Raw genomic sequence first — 15,285 nt, forward strand, 5'->3', positions numbered from 1 at the left:
TGTCGGATGGGGGGAGGGTCGCAGTGGCTTCGCCGAAGCGCCCCTTCGGCCCCTCTTCCTCCAACAACCCTTTGCAAACAGCGAGTTCACAAGACGCACGGGAGGGGAAGTCGTGAACCACATAGCCCCACCGACTGACCGGTCGCGGACCTCCGCCGTATCCCTCCGGGGCGCGTGATGACCTCGCCACCGGGGAAGGGAACTCGCCAACTTGCGCGGCTGAAACGGCATTGGTTGCGGAGAGTGGCTGTTGGGTCACATGATCTCGCGTACGTTGCCTATGACGAGAGCGGCGTCGGAATTGGTTGCGCCAGCGGTGCGTGTATCGGGTGGGAGAGAAGGGGCCGTCGTGCTGAAGGATCGCGTACTCAGAGTCTGGGTCGACTGGACCGTGACCGTGGCTTCCCGGGTTCGGGGGAGGGAGCGGGATGCGGGGGCTGGGTTTGTGGAGTATGCGGGGTTGATGATTTTGATTGCCGGGATCTTCGTGCTCATCGACGGCTTGGGTCTCGATGGACAGATCTCCGGCGCGATTCAGGACGCGGTGTCGGACGTAATCGGCGGCTGAGCCGGAGACGCTTTCTCAGTGACACTGGGCAGACTCTCCCCATCTACATCTGGATGACGGGGATTCTGCTCTTTGTTGCGTTCGCGTTCTTTGCGTTCGCCCAGGCCGCATCTGCGCGCAATGGCGCCCAATCAGCTGCTGATGCGGCGGCTCTGGCGGCAGCGCAGGATGCGAGGGAAGAGCTCGTCGAAGGGCTAGGGGAGTCCATCGGTGATGGAGACGAGTGGCTCGACTGGCTCGACGGTGACAAGTTCACCGGTGATGGGGCTCGTGGCGCAGCAGATGCGCTGGCTGCTGACAATGACTCGACGGTCACGGCCTTTGGGCCCGACGAAGTGAACGGCTACCCGGGCTTCTGGGCGAAGGTCGAGACGAACTACACCGTTGGCGATTCGATCATTCCGGGCACGGAGTCCCAGCACGCCAACGCCGAGGCCACCGCAATCATCAAACCGCGCTGCGGCCTTGCTCCGTCCGCAGACCCAGAGAAGGCCGTGGAATTCGACTGCGACGGTGGCGACTCCTTCGAGATCGATCCGGACGATTTCGATCTGGATGATCTCCCGGATGCGTCCGTTCTCTTCTCCGTCCACCTGGCCGACTGATGAGCGATCGACGAAAGAAGGAAGCTGTACCGATGAACATTCGGCGCACCATAAAGACCCGCAGGGCAATGACCGCTGTGGCGATCACTACTGGGCTGGTCCTCACGGTCGCCGGCTGTGGTGGAGGGGGCGGTGACAGCGATGACAAGTCTGAGAAGGGGGCTTCGTCACCTGCGACTGCCAAGGGCAATGAGGGTGACGAGAAGAAGGATGAGGATAGCCAAGCCCCCGCGGCGGACGAGGTATTGGCAGAGGTGAAGGGTGAGGAGAGCATCACCCTGACGGTCTCGTCTGCCGTCCGTGACGAGGGCGGCTTCGTCACAATCTCGGGCAAGGTGACGAACGGTGGTAGTCGGTTCTGGGCTGCCGCCAACTGGCGTGGCGAGGAACGAGAGCTGAACAAGAACGGTTCGTCGGTGGCGGGAGCCAACCTGATCGACAACACCGGGAAGAAGAAGTACCTCGTCCTCCGTGACACAGAGGGCCGGTGCCTGTGCACCAACTTCACGGGTGGCGTCAAGCCCGGCCAAACGACGGACTGGTACGCGCAGTTCCCGGCCCCGCCCGAAGGCACCAGCAAAGTCGCCTTCCAGGTAGGCGCCATGCCCCCCGCCTCCATAGAACTCTCCGAGGGTGAGTGACCCATGGCCCACCCACGATCACGCACCCTGGCCACAGCCACGGCCACCCTCACGGCCTTCATCCTCCTCACCGGCACCGCCGCCCACGCGGACGACGACGACCCCAGCGCACCCCCGGACAGCACAACCTCCACCCCACCCCAGGAAGTCGACTCCAACAGCCCCGGTCTGAAGCTGGCCGACGGAGCGACCCTGGCCCCGGCGAAGGTCCTGGACATCAAGTCCGTCGTCGAAGACCTCGGCGGCGAGGAACGCCGCGAGGACACCAACACCGACGTCAAATTCGCCCTCCAGGCAGAGGTGCTGTTCCCCAAGGACAGCCCCAAGCTGAACCCGGAGGCGAACGCGCGCATCAAGGCGATCGCCGAGGAGGCGAAGGCCCAAAAGGCAACCAACGTCCGGGTGTTCGGCTTCACGGACGACCTCGGCTCGTACAGCCACGGCAAGAAGCTGTCGCGCGACCGCGCGGAAGCGGTGCACGACAAGCTGGCGAGCTACCTGGGCCCAGAGGTCACGTACGCGGTACGCGGCTACAGCGAGGACTACCCGATCGCGGACAACGGCTCCGAGGAGGGCCGCAAGAAGAACCGCCGGGTCGAGGTGTCCTTCCCGCGGGGTTCCGGAGCGGACACGGGGACGACCCCCTCCGGGGGCCAGGACTGACCGAGCCTTGACCAGTTCCGCCCACACGCGGTGGCAGATCGCCTGGCTATATAGATTTCTGTATAGTCGAGTCTGTGAGTGATCCCTGGCGGATTGAGATTGAGCCGGAGGTCCGGCAGTGGCTGGAACTGTTGTCGGACACCCACTACGACAAGGCTGAGCGAGCGGCTGACATGCTCGCGGCGGACCCGACCACCCTTGGTGAGCCGTACTCCCGCCACCTCGGCGGCAAGCTGCGCGAGCTGCGTTTCATCATGGATGGCAACGCCGTGCGCATCACATACTGGCTGGCTCCCGACCGCCGCATCGTGCTGTTGACGGTGTTCCGAAAGACCAGGCAGCGCGAAGTCGCAGAGGTCGAGCGTGCCCAGCAGGCCCAGAAGGAGTGCCAGGCGGAGCATGGACCTGCCGAGCACAGTTATGACCGGATCAAGGAGGAGGGGTCGTGAACCACTCCCATTGGAAGACCCGCAGGACCAGGAAGCTAGCCGGGGAATCGCTCGAAGAGTCCCCGGCGTACGTCGAGGCCGGCTATGCGTTCGCACTCGGCCAGGCGGTCCATGACCGGCGCACAGAACTTGGCCTGTCGCAGAGTGAACTGGCCCGCCGTGCCGAGATGACGCAGCCGCAGATCTCGAATATCGAGGGCGGAGACTCCGTGCCGACCTTGCAACTGCTAACGCGCCTGGCCAAGGCGCTCGACGCGGCATTGACCATTGACCTGGACGGCGACACCTCGGCGTTTGTGTTCACCGCGCACAACGATTCCGGGCCCGACGGGGCATCGGCGGATGGACGTTCCTCAGCGGCGTGATCGTCAGGACCTGGCGTTCCGGCAGCACGTCGACTCGCTGCGGGGGCTTCGGCGACGCGGCGGTTGTGAGGGCGCCGGGGCCGCCCGGTTTTCGGGAGGGTGGCGGTTCCGGTCTGGGAGTCAAGGGCGCTTCGCTGCGCTGCGCGTCGGCTTCGCCGATGTCCCCTCGGGCCACCCTTGACACCCAGCCCTCCACCGCGAGAAGCGTGATGACCGGGCGGCCGCGAAGCGGGGCTCACGGGGATGGTGGGGTTGGGTCGTCCGGCTTCACGGCCGGGTGCGGACTAGTTCGTCGCAGCGCGCCCCGGGTGGCGGGGCGCGCGGTCTGCTCGGGGATGGGTCCCGGTTTCGTCAAACGTCTGCGGACCGGCCCTCGACGAGAGGGGGTATGGGGGACCTACTTTGGGAAAGTTGCGTTTGCCTATCGCGTGCGCCCCCCTTGTGCCAGAACACTACTTTTCCAAAGTAGGTCTCCCACCCCCACCTCTCGACCGGGAAGCGACGGTCACCCCGGAAGATCCGGCCGGTAGACGCTTGACGAGACCGGCACCGATCCCCGGACCGGCCGCGCACCCCTCCCACCCGGCTGTGCTGATACGAACCAGTCCGCACCCGGCAGCGAAGCCGGATGACCCAACCCCACCATCCCCGAGAGCCCCGCTTCGTGGCCGCCCGGTCATATGGCTTCTCGCGGTGGAGGGGTGGGTGTCAAGGGTGGAGCGAAGCGGAATCGGCGCAGCCGACGCGCAGCGCAGCGGAGCGCCCTTGACTCCCGGCCCGGAACCGCCAACCTCGGGACAACCGGGCGGCCCCGGCGCCAACACAACGCCGGATCACCGAAGCCCCGCTAGAGCAGGTGATCCGCCTTCCCCGCCTTGATCTCGCGGATGAGAGTACGGAGGGCTTCCTCGGTGTCGGTGAGGTGCCGGTCCTCTTGGCCGGCCACGGCGATGTAAGCGCTGCCTTCGCCGTCGGTCCCTATGCGGAAGCAGTTGTTACCTTCTGCGCAGAAGGGCTCTTCCCAGGTGATGTCGGCCATGGTGGCTCTCCTCAGAGCTGATGGGCGATGTTGTGGATGAAGTTGCGCGATTCCTTGGGCCCGAGCGCCTTCGCGTGCCACCAGTCCATGTGCGCCAGGTACTTGGCGAGCTGTGACTCGGCGTGAGTGAACTCGCCGCCGTGTGCGGAGTCCAGTTGCACGGTGTCCAGTTGGGGAACGCTGCCGTTCGCGTACATCACTGCGTGGCCGGCACCCGGGAAGGCCCCGACCTCCGCCGGGAGGATAAGTACGTCCACATTGTCCCGCTCAGACATCTCGCAGAGGTGCTGGAGCTGTTCCCTCATTGAGCGTCGCCCGCCGAACTGCATGTGCAGGGCCAGCTCATGGACGTACGCGACGTAGTCGACGGGTCGCTCTCGGTCCAGCACCTGCTGACGGTGTATCCGGTGCACCACGCGTAGTTCCACCTCTGACTTCGGCAGGGGCGGCAGGGCGGCGTCGAAGATGGCGCGAGCGTATCCACCCAGTTGGAGAAGCCCGGGTACGTGCACGGTCTGCAGGGTGCGCAGTCGGGTGGCGGACCACTCCAACTCGGCGACATCCAACAGGCCCTGAGGCAGGCTCCCTCTGAACTGCTCCCACCATCCGCGACTGCGGTGGTCGGCCATGGCGGCCAGCGCGTCGATGTACGCCTCGTCTGCGCAGTCGTAGTTGCTGGCGAGTATCCGAATGCGCTCGGGCGAAGTGGCGCGGACGCCCGACTCCATGTTGGAGACCTTCGTGCGATCCAGTCCGAGCAGTCCGGCGGCGTACTCGGTGGTCAGGCCGGCTGCGACCCGCATCCTGCGCAGCTCGGCACCCAGCCGCTTCTGGCGCTCCGTTGGCGCGGCACGTGTGCCCATCAGTGCATTCCTCCCCGCTCGACGGGGTCAGTCTGCCTCCTGCGGGCCGCACTGGTCCAACTTGCAGTAGGCAATGTGCACTTGAAGGTGGCACACGTACCCCAGCTACCCCTACAGTGAGTAATGAACCACTTACGCTCGGCGCAGCCGGAAGTGCATTGCGTGAGCCTGCCCAGAATCTCCTGCCCTGGGAGGGGTCGGCCCGCGTCAGGGAGACAGGCCACCGGCCGTGCGGCCAGTAACTCACCCGCCATCCGAGGGAGTTAGCCATGCCCGCAACAGTCACAACCTGCCCCGACCACCTCGACGTACGACACCGGAGAGGTGCCCCCGGGGCCCTGCCGCCCTCCGCAGAGGACCTCGCCTACAGCCTCACGCTCCCCGCGAGCCTCGCGAGTCCAGCCGTCGCCCGGCGCGCCGCCAGGGTCATCCTCCAGGCCCACGGCCTGCAGGACGTCACGGACGCGACGGTCCAGGCCCTCGGTGAACTCGCCGCCTGCGCCTGCAGGTTCACGCCCGCAGCGGAGGTGTACGTAAGCCTCCGCTACCGCGACGGCACCCTGCGGGTGATCCTCTACGACGGACACCCCCGGCACACGAACCCACGCCTGGCGGCGGCCTGTGACACCCGCCGCCGCGCAGCGCTCCGCGTACTCGCCTGCGTGGTCCGCGCCTGCGGGGGCGAATGGGGCTTCGGGGACGCGAGGGAGCCTGGCGGCGGTACACGGATGTGGGCGGTCCTGCCGCGGCAGGGCGCCCGGGAGTACGGCAAGGCGCCCGGCTCCTAGCGGACGCGGCGCCCGGTACCGCTAGGGGAACTGCACGACCACGTCGTACAGCCCCGCATTCGGCGTAGCCGGAGTCTCCTTGGACTCCCGCGCGGCATTCGTCCGCGAGGCGAACCCGGGGTCGGCGGTGGCCGCCTCCCAAGCCTCCTGGCTCTCCCAGTGGGCCACGTTCACGAGCTGGAACCGCCCGTCCGCGGCGCGGGCCCGATGCAGCTTCGTATCGATGAAGCCGGGCTTCTTGCTCATGATCGCGGCCCGCTGCTCCCACTTCTCGGCAAAGGCGTCGACGTCCTCGGCGGCGATCTCGAAGACGTTGATGAAGGTGACGGACTCTGGGGGCTGACTGTCTGTGGTCATGATCGAACCCTAGGCGTGTCCTAATTAAGGCCGAATAAGCGGCAGTTGGCCGGAGACGGTGACGCCCCGCCCTCCGTCAGAGCCCCGGAGCCCCCCACACCGGGAACCACCGCGCCAGATCGCGCTCGATCGTCAGATCGTCCCCGAGCATCGCCCGCACCTGCAGTTCGACCGGGTTGTCGCGCTTCTCGCCCCCGCCCGGCCGCGGTGCGAACGGATAGAAGGAGCCGCGCTTGTAGAGGTAGACCAGGGCCAGGGCCCGGTCCTGCTCATCGCGGAATCCGATCAGCGAGCACAGCAGCTGTGGTCCGAAACCGGCCTCCGCCAAGGACGTGTTGACCGCGTGCAGGTCGTTGACCAGGCCCGCGACGTCCTCCGTGGCATGCCGCACGAGCAGCCATGTGTAGCCGTACGCGTCCTGGCTGAACTCCACCGGGCCGTCGAGCAGCGCCCGCGCCTCCTCCTGGATCCGCGAGAACGCCCCGCCCTCCACGCTGGCGAAACACACCGACCCCAGGCCGGTGGGTGCGAAACCGGCCGCGGCCTGCAGGGTGACGGCGGCGGACGGCAGCGCGAAGAGCTGGTCGAGGTCGGGCCGTACCGGCTTGCTGCGGCCGAGGATGGCGTCGAGGAAACCCATGCTCACGACCGTCCCAACTGCGCGGAGATACGGCCCAGTTGGTCGAGCCGCTGCTCCAGCGTCGGGTGGGTGGACAGCAGGCGGCTGAAGCTTTCCTTGTGGAACGCCGGGACGAAGTAGAAGGCGTTGAACGGCTCCGCCTTGCGCAGATCGCGGGTCGGTATCCGAGCCATCTGCCCGGTGATCTTCGTCAGCGCGGACGCCAAGGCTGACGGGCGGCCGGTGAGCAGCGCGGCGGCACGGTCGGCGGACAGTTCCCGGTAACGGGACAGGAGCCGGGTCAGCAGGAAGCTGAGCGCGTAGACGACGGCGCTGACTGCGGTGACGATCAGCACCGCTATGGCCGCGTTCTGATCCCGGCTGTCGCGTCCGACACCGCTCCAGAGGGCGACCCGGGTGATGATTCCCGCCAGCACGCCCAGGAACGACGCGATGGTCATCACCGCGACATCACGGTGCGCGACATGCGAGAGCTCATGGGCGAGCACACCCTCAAGCTCCTCCGGCTCAAGACGGCGCAGCATCCCTGTCGTGGCGCACACCATCGAGTTCTTCCGGTTACGGCCGGTCGCGAAGGCGTTCGGTACGTCCGACTCGGCGACCGCCACCCGCGGTTTGGGCATGTCCGCCAGTGCGCACAGCCGGTCGACGGCGCCGTGCAGCTCGGGGGCCTGCTCCGGCGTCACCTCGCGCGCCCCCATGCTGAACGCGGCGATCCGGTCGCTGTACCAGAACTGCGCGATGAAGAGCCCACCGGCGACGAGCGTGATCACCACCCAGGCGCCCTCGAGCAGCACCACCAGGACACCGACGACCACGACGTACAGCAGGCCGATGAAGAACATCGTCATGACCATGCGCGAGGTCAGCCCGCGGTCGGGAGCGAATCGGGTTTGTGCCATGGCTCCTCCACAACACGTCGCGCTAAGCCATGCATCAGCGCGACGAACTGCGCTGATGCACCGATTGTGCCTCTTGTTGCCTATACGTGAGATAAATCCCTGGTCAGTGCGCCAGGGGGAAATCCAGGTGAGCGGTGCCCCGCAGGGTGCGAGGATCGGGCCATGAGCAGCTTCGATGACCTTGTGGCCGAGGCCGAGGCCGCCCCCACCGAAGGCTGGGACTTCTCCTGGTTCGAGGGGCGGGCCACCGAGGAGCGGCCCTCTTGGAGGTACGCCCAGGCCATGGCCGAGCGGCTGCGGCACGCCTCCGCCTCGCTCGACCTCGACACCGGCGGCGGTGAGGTCCTCGCCTCCGCACCCGTGCTGCCGCCGTGCGCCGTCGCCACGGAAGGGTGGCCGCCGAACGTCGCCAAGGCCACCGCGCTCCTGCATCCGCGCGGCGCGGTCGTCGTCGCCTCTCCTGCCGACGCGCCGCTGCCGTTCGCGGACGAGGCGTTCGACCTCGTCACCAGCCGGCACCCGGTGAAGGCGAACTTCCCCGAGATCGCGCGGGTGCTGCGGCCCGGCGGGACGTACTTCGCCCAGCACGTAGGGCCCGCGAGCGTCTTCGAGGTCGTGGAGTACTTCCTCGGGGCGCAGCCGGAGGAGGTCAGGAACGGGCGGCGTCCGGACCTGGAGCGTGCCGAGGCCGAGGCGGCGGGACTGGAGATCATCGACCTCCGGGCCGAGCGGCTGCGGATGGAGTTCTACGACGTCGGTGCCGTCGTGCACTTCCTGCGCAAGGTCGTCTGGATGGTGCCCGACTTCTCCGTGGACAAGTACCGGCCGCGGCTGCGGGAGCTGCACGAGCAGATCGAGGCGCAGGGCCCGTTCATCGCCCACAGCACCCGGCATCTCTTCGACGCCCGGAAGCGTTGACTCCGGAGCCCCCCCCAGAATCGTGGGCTACGCGTGCGCCCCCACCGTCACTTCCCCGATCACCAACTCCGCCCGCGCCTCCAGGACCTCACCCACCCGTTCCACCTGCCCCGCGAGCTCCCGCTCCTGCCCCGCGCTCAAGCGGCCCAGTGGTTCGACCGTGACCGTCGTCCGGCGGCCCGAGCGGCGCTGGTGCCAGACGCCCGCCACGGTTCCGTCCACCAGGAGCACGGGGAAGTTGCCCGCCTGCCCGCCGGCCAGCGCGCGCTCGTAGGCACGGCCTGGGAAGAGCCGGGCGCGGGGGTGCGAGGCGATGACGTACGCGTCGAAGTAGGGGAGGAGCCGCACGCCCCGCACCGGCTCCTCCGGGAAGGTCGTGTCGCCCGTCACCACGTACGACTCGGGCTCACCGTCCATGTCGACCGCCTCGATCTCCCCGGCCGAGGCGAGGGAGGCGAAGAGCCCGGATGCCCAACCCGCCGGTCCTGACAACCACTTGGCGAATTCGCGCGGCGTCGCCGGGCCGTACGCGTACAGGAACCGCCGCACCAGACGCGCCGACGCCGTCTCCGCGTCCAGGGGCGCCCCGACCTGCGGCGGGCGGGTGTACGTCACCTTGCGGCCGCGGTTCGGTGCGAAGGACAACGCGCCGCGCTGGCCCGCCTTGTGCATGACCTGGCGCCAGCGCGGCCACATGCCCTGGAACGCCGGCATCACCAGGTCACCGGCCCAGGGGCCGGTCCGCGCCAACACCTCGTCGCTCAGTTCGTCGATGGTCAGCCGGGTCCCGTCCAGCGCCGCACCGATCGCCGCGACGACCTCCTCCGTCTGCTCTGGCGTCATGCCCGCCTCCGCCTTGAAGGGGCTCGGGCCACCGGGTACGGCGGGCAACGCACTTGTCCAGAGGGGGAGTTCGGCGCTCGGCAGGAGGTGGATCGTGCCCCGCGGCCCGAACGTCTTGACCAGGCTCGGAGCATCGCCCCACAGCGCCTCGCGCACGTCCTGCCGGGTCGCGCCCTCCAGCCGTACGCCCACGGAGAGTTCGGCGGCGGAGAGCACCTGCGCCTGTGCGGCGAGCATCGCGTCGACGGCGTCGGCCGGCGTCGCCTCGCCCGGCTTCGCCGCCGTACGCAGGAACTGCCGTTCCATGCGCCGGGCGTTGGCCGCGCTCCATGAAACAGCGACGCTCATCGGCGATCTCCTCTGTACTGTCGATCGGGCAGGCGGCCGTACGTACGGATATGAGGAGTGGACCATGCCGAAGACCGGTGCGGAGGGCAATAAAGAGAGCAAGCCGCTGTACGCCTGCGGGCTCGACGCCGCCGTGGACGTCGTCGGCGGCAAGTGGAAGCCGATGATCCTCTGGGCGCTGCACGCGGGCAAGGTCCAGCGCTTCGGCGAGCTGCGCAGGAACCTCACCGGCATCAGCGAGAAGGTCCTCATCCAGCAGCTGCGCGAGCTGGAGACCGACGGCATCGTGCACCGCGAGGTGTACCGGGAGGTGCCGCCCAAGGTCGAGTACTCGCTGACCGACCTCGGCCAGTCGCTGAACGCCGCGCTGATCCCGCTGGGCATCTGGGGCGACGAGCACATGAAGGCCCTGGTGGCCAACCGGCAGGGCAAGTGCGACGAGAAGGTCGCCTGAGGCCTGACGTCAGAAACGCCCCAGAGGTTGCCCCGCGCCCCGATCGTTAGGCAAGTGATGCCAGAACAGGGTGCGTTGATTCCGCATCGTTATCCGGACTGGCTCGATCCAGCCCCCAGCATCACGTAAGTTCAGACCAAGGCGAATTCGCGTGAGCAAAGCCACGTGTGCGGTGCCGCGCGGTGGAGGGGGCTGCGCGGCCCCGCGCGCCCTCACCCGCCACTGACGCCGCGGCCCCCGCGCCGGCCGCGTCAAGCCGGCGCCCCACCTCGCGTCCCCCCAATGGGCTAAGGCCCCGCGCGGCCGAAATTCCGCCCGGGGGGCCGAAATCCGGTGGTGGAACAGGGCTGCGTAGTCGTCACGGAGTCGCCGGGCGGTCTCGGAGAGTAGTTGTCTCGCGCCGATGCGCGCGCCATCCCTTACGAAGGGTTATGGTGGAAACCCCCCCTCGGGCCGGTCCGTCTCCCCCCCACGGACCGGCCCGATTTTTTGTGCCCGGACGACGGACTGCCGGAAGGGCCACCAGAACCCGGACGCAAGGTCTCCGGATATGGTCAGGGACATGTCGAACCAATTCCCCCCGCCGTCCGGCCCCCAGCACAACCCGCAGGCCGGTCTCCCCACCTATACGGGCCCGGCCCAGGACCCCGGATACGGGTACGGGTACGGTCCGGTCGCCCCGCAGAAGATGCCCGGCGTCGTCCGCGCCGCACAGATAGTCCTCTGGGTCCTCGGCGGACTCCTCGTCCTCGGCTCGATCGGCCTGATCTTCACGGTCAACCCGGAGACGGCGGGCGCGGCCCTCGGAGTCAACGTCTGCCTGCTGGTCTCCGCGGGCATGGCCTTCCGCTACGGCACCGTGGGCAACGGCATCCGCGTCACGTGCATCGTCCTGATGAGCGTGCAGATCGCCATGGCCCTCGGCGGCGCGGCCAACGGCAACCCGGCAGGCCTGCTGCCCCTGCTCGGCGCCATCGCCGTCGTCGTACTGCTCTCCCAGGGCATCGCGGGCGCGTGGTTCAAGCGCCCGCGCACGTAAGAAAACCCGCGGGGAACTGCGCGACCAGCCGCAACGAACCCGCAGCCGTGTACTTCAGTTCCCCGCGGAGCGACTAGCCCCGCCCGGCCCAGATGTTGGTGCCGGGCGTGGACACCGCGAACGTGTCGATCTCGGCGAGCTCCGAGTCCGTCAGCTTCGGCCCCGCCAGCGCCGCCACGTTCTCCTCCAACTGCTTCACGCTGGAGGCACCGATAAGCGCCGACGTCATCCGCTCGTCGCGCAGAACCCAGTTCAGAGCCAGTTGCGCGAGCGACTGGTCGCGGCGGGCGGCGATGTCATTCAGGCCATTGAGGCGGCGCACGACCTCGTCGCTCAGCAGCTCCGGGTCGAGCGATTTGCCCTGGGTTGCCCGTGAACCCTCCGGAATGCCCTTCAGGTACTTGTTCGTGAGCAGGCCCTGGGCGAGCGGCACGAAGGAGATGCAGCCCATGCCCGCGTCCTCAAGGGTGTCGAGCAGTCCGTCGTCCTCGGTCCAGCGGTTGATCATCGAGTACGAGGGCTGGTGGATGAGCGCGGGCACGCCCATCTCCCGCAGCAGCCGCGCCGCTTCGGCGGTCTGCTCGCTGTTGTACGAGGAGACGCCCACGTACAGCGCCTTGCCCTGCTGGACGGCGGACGCGAGCGCGCCCATCGTCTCTTCGAGCGGGGTGTCCGGGTCGAAGCGGTGCGAGTAGAAGATGTCCACGTAGTCGACGCCCATCCGCTTGAGCGACGCGTCGAGGGACGACATCAGGTACTTCCGCGAACCCCACTCGCCGTACGGGCCGGGGTGCATGAGGTAGCCCGCCTTGGTCGAGATGACCAGTTCATCGCGGTATGCGGCGAAATCCTGCGCGAAGATCTTGCCGAAGTTGAGCTCCGCCGAACCGGCCGGCGGGCCGTAGTTGTTCGCCAGGTCGAAGTGCGTGACGCCCAGGTCGAAGGCGCGGCGCAGGATGGCGCGCTGGCTGTCCAGGGACTTGTCGTCACCGAAGTTGTGCCAGAGGCCGAGGGAGATCGCCGGGAGCTTCAGGCCGCTGCGGCCCGTTCGCCGGTACTCCATCGAGTCGTAACGGTCCGCTGCCGCGCGATACAGAGACGTGTCGTTCATGGGTACGAAGCTACTTCAGTGCGGGCCCACCCGAGGGAGGAGGCCCGCCCCTACGGCGGTAGGCTTTCGCCTTCGGGGACTGCCATCTGCATGGAGGGGCTGAAACGACCGTGAACCTGCGGGACAGGCTGCGCGGCCTGCTGGTAAGGCTGTACGCACGCCGGGTGGAAGGCCACCTGGACCATGCCCAGGTGCCCAATCACATCGGGGTCATCATGGATGGCAACCGGCGCTGGGCGAAGGCCGCCGGATCCACCACTGCCCAGGGCCACCAGGCAGGCGCGGACAAGATCGAGGAGTTCCTCGGCTGGTGCAGCGAGACGGACGTCAAGGTCGTCACGCTGTGGCTGCTCTCGACGGACAACTTCGACCGCCCCCAGGACGAACTGGGGCCGCTCCTCGGCATCATCGAGGACACGGTCCGCTCCCTCGGCAGCGACGGCCGCTGGCGCGTCCACCACGTCGGCGCCACCGACATCCTGCCGTCGGGCATGCGCAACGTCCTCAAGGAGGCGGAGGAGGCCACGGCCCACGTCGACGGGATAGTGGTCAACGTCGCGATCGGCTACGGCGGCCGCCAGGAGATCGCCGATGCCGTCCGCTCGATGCTGCTCGACGCCGCCGACAAGGGGCAGTCGCTCGACGAGGTGGCCGACAAGGTCGACGTCGACCTCATCGGCAAGCACCTCTACACCAGGGCCCAGCCGGACCCGGACCTGGTGATCCGTACGAGTGGTGAACAGCGTCTCTCCGGCTTCATGCTCTGGCAGACGGCTCACTCCGAGTACTACTTCTGCGACGTCTTCTGGCCGGCCTTCCGCAAGGTCGACTTCCTGCGTGCGCTGCGTGACTACGCGGCCCGCAACCGGCGTTTCGGCGGCTGACCCCCGGAAAGGCCCTCGTGCGGGTGCTCATGTCGGTGAGGCGTGAGTAACCCAGAGTTCACGGACGCGCCGTCATATGCCATGGCATGGCTGCGCTTGTTCGAGGGAATAAGCCTTCCAGGTCGACATCCGAATCACGGATGTCGTATCTCAGCGGGCGGCATGGGGCCGTCCGCCCGGGAGGCCCTTTGCACCAGGACGACCGTGCGGTGAGCACGGGCGAAGTGGAGGGCCGGAGCTCGGCCCGCGCACTGCGGTCGAGAGCCGGTCCGGATTTCTCCCGGCATCCTTCCCGTCGCTCCCCGACCTCATCCGAGGGGGTACGTCCTTCCGTGGTGACCAGCACAAAGCGCCGCATGCCCGACAGGCGCACCTATGTTCTCGACACCAGCGTTCTGCTCGCAGACCCGAACGCCCTGACCCGCTTCGACGAGCACGAAGTAGTGCTGCCCGTCGTCGTGGTGACGGAGCTTGAGGCCAAGCGGCACCATCCGGAGCTCGGATACTTCGCCCGGCAGGCGCTGCGCCTGCTCGACGACTTCCGCATCCGGCACGGACGCCTGGACGCGCCGATCCCGATCGGCGACCTGGGCGGCTCGCTGCGCGTCGAGCTCAACCACTCCGATCCCGGCGTGCTTCCGGCCGGCTACCGGTTGGGGGACAACGACTCTCGGATTCTCGCCGTAGCGCGCAATCTCCAGGCAGAGGGGTACGACGTCACGGTCGTCTCCAAGGACCTGCCGCTGAGGATCAAGGCGTCATCGGTCGGACTCCTCGCCGAGGAGTACCGCGCCGAGCTCGCCATCACGGACTCCGGCTGGACCGGAATGTCCGAACTGACCCTCTCCGGCGATCAGGTGGACCTCCTCTTCGAGGAAGACCATCTGTACGTCCCCGAGGCGGCCGACCTGCCCGTCCACACGGGCCTCACCATCCAGTCCGAGAAGGGCAAGGCGCTCGGCCGGGTCACGGCCGACGGCAACGTCCGTCTCGTACGCGGCGATCGTGAGGCCTTCGGCATCAAGGGGAGGAGCGCGGAACAGCGGGTCGCGCTCGATCTGCTCCTCGATCCGGAGGTCGGGATCGTCTCGATGGGCGGCCGCGCGGGCACCGGCAAGTCGGCGCTCGCGCTGTGCGCGGGACTTGAGGCCGTCCTGGAGCGCAGGCAGCACCAGAAGGTGATGGTCTTCCGGCCGCTGTACGCGGTGGGCGGGCAGGAGCTCGGCTATCTGCCCGGCACCGAGGCCGAGAAGATGGGGCCCTGGGCGCAGGCCGTCTTCGACACCCTGGGGTCGGTGGCGGGCAAAGAGGTCATCGAGGAGGTGACCGCGCGCGGCATGCTCGAAGTGCTTCCGCTCACGCACATCCGGGGACGCTCGCTGCACGACGCGTTCGTGATCGTCGACGAGGCCCAATCCCTGGAGCGGAACGTTCTTTTGACCGTTCTGTCGCGTATCGGCGCGAATTCCCGTGTCGTACTGACCCACGATGTCGCCCAGCGCGACAACCTGCGCGTCGGTCGGTACGACGGGGTCGTCGCCGTCGTCGAGAAGCTGAAGGGCCATCCGCTCTTCGCCCACGTGACACTCACCCGCTCCGAGCGTTCGCAGATCGCGGCGCTCGTGACCGAAATGCTGGAGGACGGTCAGATCTGAACCATTTCACGGTGGTTACGCGATAGTTGGCGCCGCCCGGCGAAGCGAAGGAGCCTAGCCGGGCGGCGTCTTGGCGTGTGCCACTTTCCTGAAAACTCCTGGGGCAAACGAGGTGTGAGCTTTCACACGCAACGGAGAATTGCCTTGCGGCGT

At 67.8% G+C, this 15,285-nt stretch carries 19 protein-coding genes; 12 read left to right on the top strand and 7 right to left on the bottom strand.

Annotated features, from left to right (window positions below; translation table 11 throughout):
• Positions 1 to 349: 349 nt before the first annotated feature.
• From OG453_RS23360 to OG453_RS23385, 6 genes are all read left to right on the top strand, one after another.
• Complete coding sequence (locus OG453_RS23360) at positions 350 to 568, top strand: hypothetical protein (RefSeq protein ID WP_266873100.1); 219 nt, start codon at positions 350 to 352, stop codon at positions 566 to 568.
• Positions 565 to 1,173, top strand: a complete 609-nt coding sequence (locus OG453_RS23365) for a pilus assembly protein TadG-related protein (RefSeq protein ID WP_266873101.1) — start codon at positions 565 to 567, stop codon at positions 1,171 to 1,173. Before OG453_RS23360 ends, OG453_RS23365 begins: the two co-directional genes overlap by 4 nt.
• A 32-nt stretch (positions 1,174 to 1,205) precedes the next feature.
• Positions 1,206 to 1,814, top strand: coding sequence for a hypothetical protein (locus OG453_RS23370; protein ID WP_266870396.1), 609 nt, complete (start codon positions 1,206 to 1,208; stop codon positions 1,812 to 1,814).
• A gap of 3 nt (positions 1,815 to 1,817) precedes the next feature.
• The gene (locus OG453_RS23375) at positions 1,818 to 2,477 is read left to right on the top strand and encodes an OmpA family protein (RefSeq protein WP_266870397.1); all 660 of its coding nucleotides are present in this window, start codon (positions 1,818 to 1,820) and stop codon (positions 2,475 to 2,477) included.
• 74 nt (positions 2,478 to 2,551) lie between these two features.
• Positions 2,552 to 2,926, top strand: a complete 375-nt coding sequence (locus tag OG453_RS23380) for a type II toxin-antitoxin system RelE/ParE family toxin (RefSeq protein WP_266870398.1) — start codon at positions 2,552 to 2,554, stop codon at positions 2,924 to 2,926.
• Positions 2,923 to 3,291 carry a helix-turn-helix domain-containing protein gene (locus OG453_RS23385; protein ID WP_266870399.1) on the top strand — a complete coding sequence of 123 codons (369 nt, stop codon included), beginning with the start codon at positions 2,923 to 2,925 and terminating at the stop codon, positions 3,289 to 3,291. The genes OG453_RS23380 and OG453_RS23385 overlap by 4 nt, the downstream gene beginning before the upstream one ends.
• 847 nt (positions 3,292 to 4,138) lie before the next feature.
• Here the strand turns inward: OG453_RS23385 and OG453_RS23390 are convergent.
• A complete protein-coding gene (locus tag OG453_RS23390; RefSeq protein ID WP_266870400.1) occupies positions 4,139 to 4,330 on the bottom strand; it encodes a hypothetical protein in 192 nt (63 codons plus the stop codon).
• An 11-nt stretch (positions 4,331 to 4,341) separates the two neighbouring features.
• Positions 4,342 to 5,193, bottom strand: coding sequence for a helix-turn-helix transcriptional regulator (locus tag OG453_RS23395; protein ID WP_266870401.1), 852 nt, complete (start codon positions 5,191 to 5,193; stop codon positions 4,342 to 4,344).
• Positions 5,194 to 5,462: 269 nt separating this feature from the next.
• On the opposite strand from OG453_RS23395, the gene OG453_RS23400 reads away from it, so the two are divergent.
• Positions 5,463 to 5,981, top strand: coding sequence for an ATP-binding protein (locus OG453_RS23400; RefSeq protein ID WP_266870403.1), 519 nt, complete (start codon positions 5,463 to 5,465; stop codon positions 5,979 to 5,981).
• 21 nt (positions 5,982 to 6,002) lie between these two features.
• Here the strand turns inward: OG453_RS23400 and OG453_RS23405 are convergent, their stop codons facing one another.
• The 3 genes from OG453_RS23405 to htpX all read right to left on the bottom strand — a co-directional run bounded on the left by OG453_RS23405 (position 6,003) and on the right by htpX (position 7,880).
• A complete protein-coding gene (locus OG453_RS23405) occupies positions 6,003 to 6,338 on the bottom strand; it encodes an antibiotic biosynthesis monooxygenase (protein WP_266870404.1) in 336 nt (111 codons plus the stop codon).
• 76 nt (positions 6,339 to 6,414) lie between these two features.
• Positions 6,415 to 6,978 (bottom strand): hypothetical protein, encoded by a 564-nt coding sequence (locus OG453_RS23410; protein WP_266870405.1) that lies wholly within the window; start codon positions 6,976 to 6,978, stop codon positions 6,415 to 6,417.
• Between the two features lie 2 nt (positions 6,979 to 6,980).
• On the bottom strand, positions 6,981 to 7,880 hold the full coding sequence (gene htpX / locus OG453_RS23415; protein ID WP_266870406.1) for a zinc metalloprotease HtpX: 900 nt from the start codon (positions 7,878 to 7,880) through the stop codon (positions 6,981 to 6,983).
• A gap of 162 nt (positions 7,881 to 8,042) precedes the next feature.
• Here htpX and OG453_RS23420 point away from each other — a divergent pair, with 162 nt between their 5' ends.
• Entirely contained in the window at positions 8,043 to 8,798 is a 756-nt protein-coding gene (locus OG453_RS23420) for a class I SAM-dependent methyltransferase (protein ID WP_266870407.1), read from the top strand.
• Positions 8,799 to 8,825: 27 nt separating this feature from the next.
• Here OG453_RS23420 and OG453_RS23425 read toward each other — a convergent pair whose 3' ends face one another.
• Positions 8,826 to 9,989, bottom strand: a complete 1,164-nt coding sequence (locus OG453_RS23425) for a winged helix DNA-binding domain-containing protein (protein ID WP_266870408.1) — start codon at positions 9,987 to 9,989, stop codon at positions 8,826 to 8,828.
• A gap of 64 nt (positions 9,990 to 10,053) precedes the next feature.
• Here OG453_RS23425 and OG453_RS23430 point away from each other — a divergent pair, with 64 nt between their 5' ends.
• The gene (locus OG453_RS23430; protein ID WP_266870409.1) at positions 10,054 to 10,443 is read left to right on the top strand and encodes a helix-turn-helix domain-containing protein; all 390 of its coding nucleotides are present in this window, start codon (positions 10,054 to 10,056) and stop codon (positions 10,441 to 10,443) included.
• 562 nt (positions 10,444 to 11,005) lie between these two features.
• Positions 11,006 to 11,482: a hypothetical protein gene (locus OG453_RS23435; protein ID WP_266870411.1), complete on the top strand. Its 477-nt coding sequence runs from the start codon at positions 11,006 to 11,008 to the stop codon at positions 11,480 to 11,482.
• Positions 11,483 to 11,555: 73 nt separating this feature from the next.
• Here OG453_RS23435 and mgrA read toward each other — a convergent pair whose 3' ends face one another.
• Positions 11,556 to 12,593, bottom strand: a complete 1,038-nt coding sequence (gene mgrA / locus OG453_RS23440; RefSeq protein WP_266870412.1) for an L-glyceraldehyde 3-phosphate reductase — start codon at positions 12,591 to 12,593, stop codon at positions 11,556 to 11,558.
• Positions 12,594 to 12,703: 110 nt separating this feature from the next.
• On the opposite strand from mgrA, the gene OG453_RS23445 reads away from it, so the two are divergent.
• Together OG453_RS23445 and OG453_RS23450 are read left to right on the top strand one after the other, a co-directional pair.
• A complete protein-coding gene (locus tag OG453_RS23445; protein WP_266870413.1) occupies positions 12,704 to 13,477 on the top strand; it encodes an isoprenyl transferase in 774 nt (257 codons plus the stop codon).
• A gap of 332 nt (positions 13,478 to 13,809) precedes the next feature.
• Positions 13,810 to 15,132, top strand: coding sequence for a PhoH family protein (locus OG453_RS23450; protein ID WP_266870414.1), 1,323 nt, complete (start codon positions 13,810 to 13,812; stop codon positions 15,130 to 15,132).
• The last annotated feature ends 153 nt before the right edge of the window (positions 15,133 to 15,285 follow it).

This window comes from Streptomyces sp. NBC_01381 (assembly GCF_026340305.1).
Taxonomy (GTDB): Bacteria; Actinomycetota; Actinomycetes; order Streptomycetales; family Streptomycetaceae; genus Streptomyces.